The following is a 14,132-nucleotide window of genomic DNA, read 5'->3' on the forward strand; positions in this document are numbered from 1 at the left end:
TAGGGGGCCATGTGGAAAACCGGCACAAGATGGTGTGTGACACGGATGTGATTCGCGCCGGGACGGCGACGGCCCGACGCGCACGGAGCGCAAGCCCCTGACCTGCGACGACACTCTTGGGACACCCCTGTGGGTGACACTCGAAGTCATCAACCGACCACGCAGAGTGGTCGGCGTGTCGTGCAGGCTCGGCGTGTCCTCCACAGCTGTCCCCACGTCGTCCCCCTCCGATCCACACCCTCTTCCACAACACCTGGGGGTCGGTGCGTCATCCCGCCACTACATGTCGGAGTGCGCGGGGGGTGGCGCTCGGGAGCGGAAGGACGACGGATCCGCACGTGACGTGCACTCAGGGCATGACTTCGTGCCGACCACGCTCCCGCTCGGACGGAAGGAGGCCACGCAGGGCGGCCCAGCGTGAAGAACGGCCCTTCTTCACGCCCGGAGGGCTTGTCCCCCGCCTCCCGGCTCCGTCAGGGTGACCAGCAGCGGCGACGACGGCGACGACGGGAGAACCCGGCATGTTCAGCAAGGTCCTGGTGGCCAACCGTGGGGAGATCGCCGTCCGGGCGTTCCGGGCGGCCTACGAGCTGGGGGCACGGACCGTCGCGGTCTTCGCCCACGAGGACCGGGCCTCGGTCCACCGCCTCAAGGCCGACGAGTCCTACCTCATCGGCGAGCGCGGGCACCCCGTGCGGGCCTACCTCGACGTCGACGAGATCGTCCGGGTGGCCCTGGCCTCGGGCGCCGACGCGGTCTACCCCGGGTACGGCTTCCTGTCCGAGAACCCGCACCTGGCCCGGGCGTGCGCGCAGAACGGCATCACCTTCGTCGGCCCGCCGCCGGCCGTGCTGGAGATGGCCGGCAACAAGGTCACCGCCGTCGCCGCCGCCCGCGCCGCGGGCATCGCGACCAACCCCTCCTCGGCCCCGTCCGCCGACCCCGAGGAGCTCGTCGCCGCGGCGGACGCCGTCGGCTTCCCGGTCTTCGTCAAGGCCGTCGCCGGCGGTGGTGGCCGGGGCATGCGCCTCGTCGAGACGCCGGCGGCGCTGCCCGACGCGCTCGCCGCCGCCATGCGCGAGGCCGACGGCGCGTTCGGCGACCCGACGGTCTTCCTCGAGCGGGCGGTCCTGAAGCCCCGGCACGTCGAGGTGCAGGTGCTGGCCGACGCGACGGGTGAGGTCGTCCACCTCTTCGAGCGCGACTGCTCGCTGCAACGGCGCCACCAGAAGGTCATCGAGCTCGCCCCGGCCCCACACCTGGACGAGGCGGTCCGGCAGCGGCTGCACGCCGACGCCGTCGCCTTCACCCGGCGCATCGGCTACGTCAACGCCGGCACGGTGGAGTTCCTCGTGGCCACCGCGGGCGAACGGGCCGGGGAGCACGCGTTCATCGAGATGAACCCGCGCATCCAGGTCGAGCACACGGTGACCGAGGAGATCACCGACGTCGACCTCGTCCAGTCCCAGCTGCGCATCGCCGCGGGCGAGACCCTCGCCGACCTGGGCCTGGCGCAGGACACCCTGCAGGTGCGGGGCGCCGCGCTGCAGTGCCGCATCACGACCGAGGACCCCGCCAACGGGTTCCGCCCCGACACCGGGCGCATCTCGGCCTACCGCTCCGCCGGGGGCGCCGGGGTGCGCCTGGACGAGGGCAACGCCGTCGCCGGCGGTGAGGTCAGCGCCCACTTCGACTCGATGCTCGTCAAGCTGTCCTGCCGCGGCCGCGACTTCGCCACGGCCGCCGCGCGGGCCCGCCGCGCCCTGGCCGAGTTCCGCATCCGCGGGGTCACGACGAACATCTCCTTCCTGCAGGCGGTCCTGGAGGACCCCGACTTCCTCGCCGGGCGCGTCGACACGGGGTTCATCGCCGACCGGCCCGACCTGGCCGTGGCGCGAACCCCGAACGACCGCGGCACCCGGCTGCTGACCTACCTCGCCGACGTCACGGTCAACCAGCCTCACGGTCCGGTCCCGGCCGCCGTGCAGCGCGGGCTGTCCCCGCTCGACAAGCTGCCCCGGAACGGCGCGGACCGCACTCCCCCGCCGCAGGGGTCCAAGCAGCTCCTGGACCGCTTGGGCGCGCAGGGGTTCGCGCAGTGGCTGCGCACCGAGCAGCGCGTCCACGTCACCGACACCACGTTCCGCGACGCCCACCAGTCGCTGCTGGCCACCCGCGTCCGCACCCGCGACCTGCTGGCCGTCGCACCCACCGTGGCGCGCACGCTCCCGCAGCTGCTGTCGCTGGAGTGCTGGGGCGGGGCGACCTACGACGTCGCACTGCGCTTCCTCGGCGAGGACCCCTGGGACCGCCTGGCCGCCCTGCGCGAGGCCGTGCCGAACATCGCGCTGCAGATGCTGCTGCGCGGCCGCAACACCGTCGGCTACACGCCCTACCCCACCGAGGTCACCGACGCGTTCGTGGCCGAGGCCGCCGCCACCGGCGTCGACGTGTTCCGCATCTTCGACGCCCTCAACGACGTCGCCCAGGTCGAACCCGCCGTCCGGGCCGTGCGGGGCACCCCCGCCGTGGCCGAGGTCGCGCTCTGCTACACCGGCGACCTGTCCGACCCCGCAGAAACCCTCTACACGCTGGACTACTACCTGCGCCTGGCCGAGCAGTTCGTCCGCGCCGGCGCGCACGTCCTGGCGGTCAAGGACATGGCCGGCCTGCTGCGCCCGGCCGCGGCCACCCGCCTGGTGGGCGCCCTGCGCACCGAGTTCGACCTGCCCGTCCACCTGCACACCCACGACACCGCCGGCGGGCAGCTGGCGACGCTGACGGCCGCGATCGCCGCCGGGGTCGACGCCGTCGACGTCGCCAACGCCGCGCTGTCGGGCACGACCAGCCAGCCGTCGATGTCGGCACTCGTCGCCGCGACCGCCCACACCGAGCGCGAAACCCCCCTGGACCTGCGGGCGGCCACAGACCTGGAGCCGTACTTCGAGGCCGTACGCCGCGTCTACGCGCCGTTCGAGTCCGGGCTGCCCGGCCCGACGGGGCGCGTGTACGACCACGAGATCCCCGGCGGGCAGTTGTCGAACCTGCGCCAGCAGGCCATCGCGCTCGGGCTCGGGGAACGCTTCGAGCAGATCGAGGCGACCTACGCCGCCGCCGACCGGATCCTCGGACGGCTCGTCAAGGTCACCCCGAGCTCGAAGGTCGTCGGGGACCTCGCGCTCCAGCTCGTCGCCCAGGGCGTGGACACCCCCGAGGCGTTCGCGCGGTTCGCCGACGACCCCGCCGCCCACGACGTCCCCGACTCCGTCGTCGGGTTCCTGGCCGGCGACCTCGGAACTCCCCCCGGCGGCTGGCCCGAACCGTTCCGTTCCAAGGCCCTCGCCGGGCGGAACGTCAAACCCGCGACCGCGGCGCTGGCCCCCGAGGACGCCGAGCTCCTGCGGACACCGGGCCGCGAACGACAGCGGACGCTCAACCGCCTCCTGTTCCCCGGCCCCACGAAGGAGTTCCTGACGCACCGCGCCACCTACGGCGACACCTCCGTGCTCGACACCGTCGACGCCCTCCACGGCCTGCGGCACGGGGTGGAGCACGTCATCCACCTCGAACCCGGTGTCGACCTCATCGCGGGTCTGGAGGCGGTCTCCGACGTCGACGAGCACGGGATGCGCACCGTCCTGGCCACCCTGAACGGGCAGCTGCGCCCGATCCAGGTGCGCGACCGGTCGGTGACCGTGGACGTCAAGGCCGCCGAGAAGGCCGACCCCTCGAACCCGACCCACGTCGCCGCCCCCTACGCCGGCACCGTCACCCTGCAGGTCGCCGCCGGGGACGCGGTCGAGGCCGGGCAGGTGGTCGCCACCATCGAGGCCATGAAGATGGAGGCCGCCATCACCGCCCCCCGCGCCGGCACCGTCACGCGCCTGGCGCTCGACGCGGTGCAGAACGTCGACGGCGGGGACCTGGTGCTGCTGGTGTCCTGACGCGTGCCCGACGCCCGCGCCCGGGGAGCCCTCGTCGACGCTGCGGGCTCCTAGGGCGAGCCCGATGCGTCAACGATCCCGACCCCGGCGGCCGCGGAACTCGTCGAGCCAGGCGGCGTCCTCGTCGAGGGTGGCGAGGTCGCCGCGGGCGAGGAACGTCGCGTAGGGCTCGCGGCCCGCGCCGCCCCAGTCGCGGACGCGGTGGCGGTCGGCGGCCTGCACCTGCTCGACGAGGTCGAGCAGCGCCTCGGGGTCGGCCCCGACCTCGTCGCACCACAGGGAGAACCGGCGCTCGACGTCGTCGCGCGAGAAGCAGGGTTCCTCGGCGCGGTAGCCGGTCGCCGGGCGCAGCGGGACGAAGAACCAGGCGGCCTGGGCCGCGTCCCACCCGTCGGGGGCGGGACCGGCGGTGTCCCAGTCGATGAGGCCCACGAGCCGGTCGTCGCGCCACACCGTGTTCCACGGCCCGAGGTCGCCGTGGGCCACCACGTGCGCCGGGTCCCGTCGCGGCCCGGCGTGCCAGACGGCGTCCGTGGGATCCTCGAAGGTCGCCGCGGCGGCGCGCAGCTCGAGGAGCAGGCCGGCGACCTGCCGCAGCCCGTCGTCCGAGCGCAGCACCTGCGGCCACGGCCACCACGGCACGGTCCCGTCGACGAAGGCGAGGACCTCCCGGCCCTGCTCGTCGAAACCTCCGGGCGCGGGGACCCGGTCGACCCCCACCCGTCGCAGGTGCGCCAGGTAGGTCTGCACCGTCGCCGAGCAGGGCGCGGCCGTGCGCCGGACCGTGTCCCCGCGGCGCACGACGACCGTCGAGAACCCTCCGCCGAGCAGTTCCTCGTCCACGGCCCGGACGCTACCCGGCGGTCGGCCTCCTCACCCCGCGACGTCGAACACGAGCACCCCACCGTCGGCCAGCAACGGGCCGACGAACTCCTTGAACGCGGCGTGCGCCGGGTCCGCGAAGGCGGGATCGTCCACGACCGGGGTCCCGACGTAGTAGTTCCGGTCGCCCTCGGAGGCGAAGGTCACGACGATCCCGTGCTCGAACCCTCCCCCGGCGCCCTCGCCGCTCGTCTGGGCCCCGGCCTCGATCGAGACGACGTAGGGCCGGCCGTCAGGCCGCGGGCTCGTCGCCAGCGCCCGGAAGCGCTGCAGCACCTCCTCCTCCTGCGCCGGCGTGACGTCGTCGCGGTAGCGGAACAGCACGACGTGGCGGACCACACCGGGCCGGAAGTCGCGGGCGGTGAACTCCTCCACGCCGACCTCGGCGAGCAGAGCGGTCAGGGGGTTCGCGTCGTGGGGCACGCTGCGCATGCTGCCACCGCGCCGCACCGGGCGCAGGTCACGCGCGGGCCCGTCGCCCCGTCGAGCGCCGCACGACGAGTTCGGGTTCGAAGACGATCTGCTGCGCGGCGCGGCCCTCGACCTGGGCCAGCAGCAGTTCCACCGCGGTGCGCCCCAGCAGTTCCCGGGGTTGGCGCACCGACGTCAGGGGCACCGTCGCGGTGGCGGCGAACCCGATGTCGTCGTACCCGACGACGGCGAGTTCGTCCGGCACCCGCACCCCGCGGCGGACGCACTCGTTGAGGACCCCCAGCGCGAGGAGGTCGTTGGCGCAGAACACCGCGGTGGGACGGTCCTGCTCCGGTCCGGCGAGGATCTGCGCCGCGGCCTGCGAACCCGCGCGCACCGACAGCCCCGTCGCGTCGACGACGTGGACGGTGCCCGCGCCGCCGACGGCCTCCCGCACACCGCGCAACCGCTCCTGGACCTGCCGCAGCGGGGCGGCGACGCCGACGTACGCGATGTCCCGGTGCCCGGCGCCCACGAGGTGCTCCCCCGCCAGCCGGCCGCCGAGGACGTCGTCGACGGCCACCGAGGCCTGCCCGGTGGCGCTCGCGGCGCCCCGGTCGACGAGGACGACGGGCGTGCCGTGGTCGCGCACCTCCGACAGCGCGGAGCTCGGCGCGTCGTGGACGGGGGTCAGCAGGACGCCGAGGACGCGCTGCTGGTCCAGGCGCCGCAGGTGCCGGGCCTCCCGGTCGGCGGAGTTGGCGCTGTTGCACATGACGACGAGCGCGTCGTGGCGTTCGGCGAGTTCCTCCGCCCCGGCGATGACGTCGGTGAAGAAGGGGTTCGCGACGTCGAGGACGACCATCGCGATGGTCCGGCTGACGCCGGCCCGCAACTGCCGCGCGGACTCGTTGCGGACGAAGCCCAGCTCGGCGATGGCGTCCTGGACCCGGGTCCGCAGCGCCTCGGAGACCACCTCGGGCCGGTTGAGCACGTTGCTCACCGTCCCCAGGGACACCCCCGCGCGCTGCGCGACCTCCTTGACCGTGGCCATGCCCTGAATGTCCCAGACCGCGGGGCGGGACTCAGCGCCGGGCCGAGTCGGTGGTCGCACCCGCGGCGTCGGCCGGCAGGTCGACGACCTCGCCGTAGCGCTCCCGCTCGATCTGCTGCAGGGACCGGCCCTGGGTGCGCGGCGCGAACACCGTCCCGACGACGGCCGCCACGACGAGCAGCGCGATCATCAGGGTGCCGACGAACGGGACGCCCTGCTCGCGCAGCAGGCTGGGGAACCAGTAGCTGAGCACCCCGACGGCGCACCGGGCCGCGAAGAACAGGACGCCCTGCGCGCTCGCGCGGTACGGCGTCGCGAACAACTCCGACGTCCACACGCTGTAGAACGCCTGCGCCCCGATGCCGGCGCCCAGACCCCACAGGAGGGCGTAGCCCAGCAGCGTGGGCAGCGTCCCGTCGGCGAAGACGAGCAGCGCCCAGGCGGCGATGCCCAGGACGGCCCCCAGTGCGTACAGCAGTCGACGGCTGACGCGGTCGCCGTAGCGCATGAAGCCGACGACCGTGGCGAGGCACGTGCACGCCCACACCAGGACCTGCAGCAGGTTCTGCTCGGTCGCGCTCTGCACCCCGGCCGCCTCGTAGACGCGGGGCATGAAGATCCCGGCCTGCCCCGCGACGGTGTTCCAGAACGCGTACACGCCGAAGAGGAACAGCAGGGCCGTGAGGTTCGCGCGCCGGGAGAACAACCCCCGCAGGCCACCGGGGCGACCCCCCGACGCGGTCGTGGCGCGGTCGTCCTTCCAGATCGCCGACTCAGGCAACCCCTGCCGCACCCACCAGGTGAGGGCGGCGACGACGAACAGGTGCGCGAAGATCAACCGGTTGCCGAGCAGGCCCAGACCGCCCAGGGCCACCGCGAGCGCGAACCCCACGACGGGACCGAGCGACCACGCCAGCTGCGCCGTGCCCACGCGCCGCGCCCGCTGGTCGGCCGGGGCCTCCTCGGCGATGTACGTCCAGGACGCCGGGACACCGGCCCCGACGGCGATGCCCGTCAGCACGAACGCCACGAGCAGCATCGAGTAGCCGACGGCGAACGTCGCCAGGAGCACACCGACCATGTAGAGCACGAGGTCGTAGGTGTAGATGAACTTGCGGCCCAGGCGGTCGCAGAGGGGACCACCGAGCGCCGCCCCGACCGCCGCCCCGAAGGCGTTCGCGGACAACGCTGCGAGCAGCCCCACCGCGGTGTCGGAGACGCCGAACCGGTCCTGCCAGTTCGTCAGGCTCACCGCGATCGCGATGATCGAGCCCGCCTCGATGTAGTTCGACATCGCGACGGCGACCGTCGCCTTCCAGCCCGTCGTCCGCCTGGCCCCGAGCGCCATCGCCCGCCCCTCTCGTCGTTCCTGCGCCTGGATCCGGCACGTCAGTCGAGGTGGAAGTACTCCACGAGCCGGTCGCGTGGCCGCTCCCCGCCGTCCTGCGCGGGTGTTCCCGTCGGGGGCGGCAGGAAGTAGCGCGACATGGTCGCCTCCCAGCGCGCCGAGACCTCCTCGGCGTCCATCGCGGCGGTGGTCGCCTCGAAGTCGTCGGTCTCGCAGTAGCCGACGACGAGGCCGTCCTGCGCCCGCAGGAAGAGCGAGTAGTTGCGCCAGCCCGTGCGCCGCAGGGCGTCCAGCACCTCCGGCCACACCTCCTCGTGGACCTGCAGGTACTCCTCGACGAGCTCCGGGCGCAGGTGCAGCAGGAAGCAGGCCCGATCCACCACGACGTCCCCCGGTCCTCGTCGATCTGCTCTGACACGATTCAAAGCTGCGTCCGGCAGTCTGGACGCCGCGTCCGGGCGCCGTCAAGGAGCCCGCGACACCCGTCCGGGCGACAAGTCGGCCGGACCGATCAAGAGTGGGCCCGTGGCCGCCGATGAGCCGGGTGTGAGCGACACCTACCGTCTCGTGACCCGCAGCGACTTCGACGGGCTCGTCTGCGCCGTCCTGCTGCGCCAGCTCGACCTCGTCGACGAGATCACCTTCGTGCACCCCAAGGACGTGCAGGACGGCGTCGTGGAGGTGACGAGCCGGGACATCCTCACGAACCTGCCCTACGACCCGCGGGCGCACCTCGTCTTCGACCACCACCACTCCGAGACGCTGCGCAACGCCGGGGCCACCAACCACGTCATCGACGCCGACGCCCCGTCCGCGGCGCGCGTCGTGTACGACCACTTCGGTGGGGCCGACCGGTTCCCAAAGATCTCCGACGAGCTGATGCGTGCCGTCGACCAGGCCGACTCGGCCCAGTACGACGTCTCGGAGATCCTCGAGCCGACCGGCTGGACGCTGCTGAACTTCCTCATGGACTCGCGCACCGGCCTCGGCCGCTTCCGCGACTTCCGCATCTCGAACTACCAGCTGATGATGCAGCTCATCGACGCCTGCATCGACTACCAGGACGTCGAGGAGATCCTCGCCCTGCCCGACGTGGCGGAGCGGGTCGAGCTGTTCCAGGCCCAGGCGGAGCTGTTCAAGGCCCAGCTCGAACGCGTCACCACCCTGCACGGGGACGTCGCGGTCCTGGACCTGCGCGAGGAGGAGACGATCCACGCGGGGAACCGGTTCTTCGTCTACGCGCTCTTCCCGCAGGCCCGCGTCTCGATGCACGTCATGTGGGGCCGGGCCAAGCTCAACACCGTGTTCGCCATCGGCAAGTCGATCGTGGACCGCACCTCCCCCGTCGACGTCGGCGCCGTGTGCCTGGAGTACGGCGGCGGCGGGCACCTCGCCGCCGGCACCTGCCAGGTCCCGCACGAGGACTCCGAGCGGGTCCTGGGCGAACTCGTCGCCAAGCTCCGGGCGCGCTGACTCCTAGACTCCGTCCCCGGAGGTGGGGCGTGGACGAGCACGAGGGGAACGGGTCGGACGGCGACCCCGGGCGCGGACCGGTCAAGTCGGCCGAACGCACCGTGCGCATCCTGCAGGCGCTGGCCCAGCCGCCGTACGTCCTGTCGGTCGCGCAGCTGCAGGAGCGGACGGGCTACCCGCGGTCCAGCCTGCACGCGCTGCTGCGCACGCTCGTCGACCTGCACTGGATCGAACCGCCGGCCGGCCCCACCGGTGGCTACGGCATCGGGTCCCAGGCCCTCCTGACGGGCACCGCCTACCTCGACCGGGACCCCGCGCTGCCGTTCGCGCTGGCCGCCGTCGAGGCCGTCCGGGACGAGACGCGTTGCACCACGCACGTCGCCCGCCTGGAACCGGCCGGGGCCGGCGGCCCGGGGAACGTCGTGTACCTGGCCACCCGCGAGGCACCGGACGCCCACCGGACCCACTCCCGCGTGGGACGGTTCCTGCCCGCCTACGCGACGGCCCTGGGCAAGGCCCTGCTCGCCGAACGTTCCCGCGCCGAACTCGACGCGCTCCTGCCGGGGGCCGAACTGCCCCCGCTGACCCCGGACACCGTGCCGGACCGGGCGGCGCTGGACGCCGAACTCGACGAGGTGCGGCGCCGCGGCTGGGCGGTCGAACGCGGGCAGAACCTGCCGGGCACGGTCTGCGTGGGCGTGCGGGTGGAGTACCGCATCCCGGCCACGGACGCGTTGAGCTGCAGCCTGCCCGCCGACCTGGCCACCGACGCCGAGGTCGAGCGCGTCGCCGGCGTCCTCGGCCGCGCCGCGGACCGGCTGGCCCGCGACCTGCGGGCGGCCGGCGTCCGCTGACCCGGCCCACGTACGGGATGTCTGCACCGCGACCGGTCTGAGGCCCGGGAACGCTGTTCCGGCGCTCGCGGTGCAGACATCCCGTACACCCACGCGCCGCCGGAGCGGTCGGTCAGCGGCGCGGCACGAACCGGGCCAGCCCGGCCGCGGCGGCGACGGCGAGCACCGCCACCCCGCCGGTCGCGACGACGAGCCCGCCGGCGCCCGCGAGCGCCCCGACGAGCAGCGGACCCGACGCCGCGCCGGTGTCCGTCACCAGCCGCCACGCCCCGAGGAAGGTCGCCCGGCCGCCGGGTGGGGCGTGGTCGGCGCCGAGCGTCATGACGAGCCCGGCTCCCATGCCGTTCCCGAACCCCATGACGACGCCGACGAGGGCGACCGTCCAGGCGCTGTGCGAGAACGGGAGCAGGACGTGCCCGACCGCGAGCACGAGCATCGACGGCACCCCGACGGCGGCCCGGCCGACGCGGTCCATGACCGAACCCGCCGGGTAGAACAGCAGCATGTCGACGGCTCCGGAGACGCCGGCGACGAGGCTCGTGGTGGTGGCGTCCAGCCCCACGTGGTCGCACCACAGCGGCAGCACGGTCTGGCGCGACTGACGGACGGCCTGGACGGCGAGCGCCGCGACGCCGAGCGTGGCGAGCAGCCGGGCGTGGGCGCGGAACACCTCGCGCAGGGTGGGGGCGGGGCCGTGGTGGACCTCGTCGAGCTCGGGGTCGGGCAGGGCGAGGACGACGACCGCGGCGGCCAGCACCGCGAGGACGGCGACCGCGTAGGAACCCCGCACCCCGGCGACCGCGCTGCCGGCGGCCCCGAGGAACGGGCCGACGAAGGTGCCGATGCGCCCGACCCCGCCGAGCGTGGACCGCGCGCGGGCCCGCAGGTGGGGCGGGGCGGCGGCGGTGAGGAACGACTGGCGGGCCAGGCCCCACACGGCGGAGGCGAGGCCGAGGGCGAGGACGCACACCGCGAGGACTGCCTCGGACGGGGCGAACGCCGCTCCCGCGAGCGCGAGGCCCGAGACGACGGCGGCGGTCAACATCGCGAAGCGCTCCCCGGTGCGGGTGACGAGCGCTCCGGCGGGCAGGGCGCCCGCGACCTGCCCGACGCCGAGGAGGGCGACGCCGACGGCGGAGACGGCGACCGACGCGCCGAGGTCGCGCGCCGTGAGGGGCAGGACGGGCAGGACCGCGCCCTGGCTGGTGCTGAACAGCGCCGCGGGGGCGTAGACCGTGGCGAGGGAGCGCCACCCGCCGAAGACCGGTCCGGACGGGGTGGGCACCGCAGCACCCTCGCAGACGCGCCGCCCCCCCCGGCCCGGTGGGTCGGGGGGCGGCGCGGCGCGTGGGGTGGGCGGAGGGGCGCCTCAGCGGGCGAGGGCGAACTCGGCGGTGCGGACGCTGCGGCTGCGCAGGGCGATCCCGGCCGAGCGGGCCACGAGCATCCCCAGGACGGAGAAGACGATGGCGTTGCCGATGACCGCGGCGATGTCCTGCACCGCGACCCCGTGCAGGTACAGCCAGGTGCCCCACTGCTGCCCGAACCAGTGCTGCGCGCCGTAGCTGACGGCGAAGCGCAGGAGGCAGGCGCCGATCCAGAAGGTCAGGTAGCCAGCGCCGACGCGGGTGACGACCTCGCCGGTGGCCTCGTCGCGTCCGACGCGGGCCAGGGACACGGCCCCCAGGCCCAGCAGCAGACCGGCCACCGCGCCGGCCACCTCGACGGCCAGGCCGACGCCGTGCGTCACGACGTGGGAGGCGAAGTACAGGGCGATCGGGCCGCCGATGAGCAGCGGGCGGAGCACGCGGCCCCGGCCGACGGGGCGGACGCCGCGATCGGCCAGCAGCGTCGTGACGATCATCGTGATGGTGATGACGAGGGAGGTGGTGAGGGACATCGGGGGCTCCTGGCTGGGCGGCGGGTTCCGGTGGTCTGTCCTGCGAACACCTGAACCATCCCGTCGGCGGGCCCCCTCGGGCATCGACCGCTGGACGGGTCGCGGGTGGATCCCGCGGGTGGAGGCGCCTCCACCCGCGGGCGCACCTCAGCGGTGGGCGCGGGCCGGGATCTGGGTGGCGAGCTTGCCGCCGGAGACGTCCACCAGCGTTCCGGTGATGTAGGACGCGGCGTCGCTGGCGAGGAACACCAGCAGGTCCGCGACGTCGTCGGCGCTCTCCCAGCGGCGCAGCGAGAGGGTGTCGAGGAGTTCGTCCGCGGCGGCCGGCGGGAGGTCGGCGAAACCGTTCATGGCCGTCGGGACCATACCGGGGGCGTAGGCGTTGACGGTGACGTCGTACGGGCCCAGTTCGGAGGCCAGGACGCGCGTGAACTGCACGACGGCGGCCTTGGAGGCGGCGTACGCGGCACTGCCGACGCTCGGCACGATGGCGGCGAAGGAGGCGGCGTTGAGGATGCGTCCGCGGCGACGGGGTTTCATGACCTCGGCGACGGCCTGGCTGACGAGGAACACCCCGCCGACGTTGACGTCGAGGCAGCGGCGGAACCGGTCCCACGTGAGGTCGGCGACGCGCCCGTCGACGTTGATGCCCGCGTTGTTCACGAGGACGTCGACCGTGCCGTGGCGGTCGACGACCGCGTCGACGGCGGCCTGCACGGACGCGGGGTCGGTGACGTCGCAGGGGATCCTCGCGATCTCCGGCGGGAGGTCGTCCTCGAAGGCGAGGTCCAGGGCCGCGACGTGGGCCCCCTCAGCGGTGAACCGCTGCGCCAGGGTGCGGCCGATGCCGCGGCCGGCGCCGGTGACCACGACGACGCGGTCGGTCAGGTCGAGGTGCACGGGTGGTCCTCTCGTCGGTGAGCCGGTCCAATGAGCATACTGTTAGCATGGACGAGCGAACGGCGGAGACGACGGTGGGACGGGTCCTGTGGATCACGGGCGCGGGGTCCGGCATGGGGCGGGCGGTCGCCCGCTCGGCCGTGGCGGCGGGGTGGACGGTGGCGCTCAGCGGCCGGCGCGCCGACGCCCTGCACGAGACGGCCACCGCGGCGGGCGGGACCTGCCTGGAACTGCCGCTCGACGTGCGCGACGGGGACGCGGTGCGGGCCGCGCGCGACCGGGTCGTCGCCGAGTTCGGCCGCATCGACGGCCTCGTGCTCGCGGCCGGGCGGAACACGCCGCGCCGGGGCTGGGACGACCAGGAGATCGGGACGTTCCACGACGTCGTCGCCGTGAACCTCGGCGCCGTCGTGACGGTGCTGGACGCGACGCTGCCGGACCTGCGGGCGAGTTCCGGGGTCGCCGTCGTCGTCTCCTCCTACGCGGGGTGGTCGTTCCACCCGAGCGCGGGAGTCGCCTACTCCGCCAGCAAGACCGCGCTCGGATCGGTCGTCCGCACCCTCAACGCGACCGAGGCCGGTCACGGCGTGCGGGCGTGCCACCTGTGCCCCGGGGACGTGGCGACGGACTTCCTCGACCAGCGCCCGAACGTCCCCGACGCGGCGGCCCGGGAACTCATGCTGACCCCCGACGACATCGCCCGGACGGTGCAGTTCGTCCTGGACTCCCCCGCCCACGTCCGCATCGACGAACTGGTCGTCTCCCCCGTCGTGCAGCGGTGAGCAGCCCCGCGTTCCGGCGGGTCCTCGACCACGACGGCGCGGCCGTCGTCGGCGGCGACCTGCCCGTAGGGGCGCGGACGTCGGTGGAGGCCCTGGTCGAGGAGACCCTCGCCTCGCGCAGCATCGTGCGCGAGGCCACCCGCGTCCTCGTCGCGCTCGGGTTGCTCACGGCCGGTCCCCGGATCGGGCTCGTCGTGCAACCGGCCGGGAACTGGAACCTGCTCGACCCGCACGTGGTGCGGTGGCGGTTGGCCGGACCCGACCGGGCGGCCCAGCTGCGGGAACTGCGCGAACTGCGCGAGGCCCTCGAACCGGCTGCGGCGCAGTCGGCGGCGCGCCGCGCCGACGCACCGACGCGTGCTCGCCTGCGGGAACTCGCCGCCGCCTTCGCCGCCCGCCCCGGCGAGTTCGCGCACCTGGACGCCGAACTCCACGACACGGTGTCGAGGGCGTGCGGGAACCCCATGGTCGTCTCGCTCGGCGCGGTGGTCGCGCTCGCCGTCCACGACCGTGCGGGCGTCCCTCCGCGGGCCCACGACGTGCGGTTGCACGCCGACCTGGCCCGCGCCGTCGCCGACGGCGAC

Annotated in this window: 13 protein-coding genes; 5 read left to right on the plus strand and 8 right to left on the minus strand. The window is 74.2% G+C overall.

The features are described from left to right. Positions 1–521: 521 nt before the first annotated feature. Positions 522–3,944, plus strand: coding sequence for a pyruvate carboxylase (locus tag AB1207_RS20445; RefSeq protein ID WP_367640333.1), 3,423 nt, complete (start codon positions 522–524; stop codon positions 3,942–3,944). 69 nt (positions 3,945–4,013) lie between these two features. On the opposite strand, the gene AB1207_RS20450 is transcribed toward AB1207_RS20445, so the two are convergent. Genes AB1207_RS20450 through AB1207_RS20470 form a run of 5 tightly spaced genes read right to left on the minus strand, consistent with a single transcriptional unit; the run spans position 4,014 to position 8,022 of the window. Further along, positions 4,014–4,787 carry a phosphotransferase gene (locus tag AB1207_RS20450; protein ID WP_367640335.1) on the minus strand — a complete coding sequence of 258 codons (774 nt, stop codon included), beginning with the start codon at positions 4,785–4,787 and terminating at the stop codon, positions 4,014–4,016. A 30-nt stretch (positions 4,788–4,817) separates the two neighbouring features. Then, positions 4,818–5,249, minus strand: a complete 432-nt coding sequence (locus tag AB1207_RS20455; protein WP_367640336.1) for a Dabb family protein — start codon at positions 5,247–5,249, stop codon at positions 4,818–4,820. 37 nt (positions 5,250–5,286) lie between these two features. After that, on the minus strand, positions 5,287–6,291 hold the full coding sequence (locus AB1207_RS20460; protein WP_367640338.1) for a LacI family DNA-binding transcriptional regulator: 1,005 nt from the start codon (positions 6,289–6,291) through the stop codon (positions 5,287–5,289). Positions 6,292–6,322: 31 nt separating this feature from the next. Next, positions 6,323–7,639, minus strand: a complete 1,317-nt coding sequence (locus AB1207_RS20465; protein ID WP_367640339.1) for an MFS transporter — start codon at positions 7,637–7,639, stop codon at positions 6,323–6,325. Positions 7,640–7,680: 41 nt separating this feature from the next. Beyond that, positions 7,681–8,022, minus strand: a complete 342-nt coding sequence (locus AB1207_RS20470; RefSeq protein WP_367640340.1) for an L-rhamnose mutarotase — start codon at positions 8,020–8,022, stop codon at positions 7,681–7,683. A 163-nt stretch (positions 8,023–8,185) separates the two neighbouring features. Here AB1207_RS20470 and AB1207_RS20475 point away from each other — a divergent pair, with 163 nt between their 5' ends. Next, positions 8,186–9,112 (plus strand): DHH family phosphoesterase, encoded by a 927-nt coding sequence (locus AB1207_RS20475; protein WP_367640342.1) that lies wholly within the window; start codon positions 8,186–8,188, stop codon positions 9,110–9,112. A gap of 29 nt (positions 9,113–9,141) precedes the next feature. Continuing rightward, the gene (locus tag AB1207_RS20480) at positions 9,142–9,966 is read left to right on the plus strand and encodes an IclR family transcriptional regulator (protein ID WP_367640344.1); all 825 of its coding nucleotides are present in this window, start codon (positions 9,142–9,144) and stop codon (positions 9,964–9,966) included. 112 nt (positions 9,967–10,078) lie between these two features. On the opposite strand, the gene AB1207_RS20485 is transcribed toward AB1207_RS20480, so the two are convergent. The 3 genes from AB1207_RS20485 to AB1207_RS20495 form a co-directional block, all read right to left on the minus strand. Continuing rightward, positions 10,079–11,251, minus strand: a complete 1,173-nt coding sequence (locus tag AB1207_RS20485) for an MFS transporter (protein ID WP_367640345.1) — start codon at positions 11,249–11,251, stop codon at positions 10,079–10,081. An 84-nt stretch (positions 11,252–11,335) separates the two neighbouring features. Next, positions 11,336–11,866: a hypothetical protein gene (locus AB1207_RS20490; RefSeq protein ID WP_367640346.1), complete on the minus strand. Its 531-nt coding sequence runs from the start codon at positions 11,864–11,866 to the stop codon at positions 11,336–11,338. A 147-nt stretch (positions 11,867–12,013) separates the two neighbouring features. Next, on the minus strand, positions 12,014–12,766 hold the full coding sequence (locus AB1207_RS20495; RefSeq protein WP_367640348.1) for an SDR family NAD(P)-dependent oxidoreductase: 753 nt from the start codon (positions 12,764–12,766) through the stop codon (positions 12,014–12,016). Positions 12,767–12,813: 47 nt separating this feature from the next. Between AB1207_RS20495 and AB1207_RS20500 the strand changes: the two genes are divergently transcribed. Further along, positions 12,814–13,548 (plus strand): SDR family oxidoreductase, encoded by a 735-nt coding sequence (locus AB1207_RS20500; RefSeq protein ID WP_367640349.1) that lies wholly within the window; start codon positions 12,814–12,816, stop codon positions 13,546–13,548. After that, positions 13,545–14,132: FadR/GntR family transcriptional regulator (locus AB1207_RS20505; RefSeq protein WP_367640350.1), on the plus strand; the 588-nt coding region annotated here is incomplete at its 3' end. The genes AB1207_RS20500 and AB1207_RS20505, both read left to right, overlap by 4 nt.

It is taken from the genome of Kineococcus endophyticus, from assembly GCF_040796495.1.
Lineage (GTDB): Bacteria > Actinomycetota > Actinomycetes > Actinomycetales > Kineococcaceae > Kineococcus > Kineococcus endophyticus.

What these genes read in the sequence shown, in the direction of transcription:
- AB1207_RS20490 (WP_367640346.1), bottom strand. Translation starts at nt 11,866, where the DNA reads ATGTCCCTCACCACCTCCCTCGTCATCACCATCACGATGATCGTCACG.
- AB1207_RS20465 (WP_367640339.1), bottom strand. Translation starts at nt 7,639, where the DNA reads ATGGCGCTCGGGGCCAGGCGGACGACGGGCTGGAAGGCGACGGTCGCC.
- AB1207_RS20500 (WP_367640349.1), top strand. Translation starts at nt 12,814, where the DNA reads ATGGACGAGCGAACGGCGGAGACGACGGTGGGACGGGTCCTGTGGATC.
- AB1207_RS20445 (WP_367640333.1), top strand. Translation starts at nt 522, where the DNA reads ATGTTCAGCAAGGTCCTGGTGGCCAACCGTGGGGAGATCGCCGTCCGG.
- AB1207_RS20460 (WP_367640338.1), bottom strand. Translation starts at nt 6,291, where the DNA reads ATGGCCACGGTCAAGGAGGTCGCGCAGCGCGCGGGGGTGTCCCTGGGG.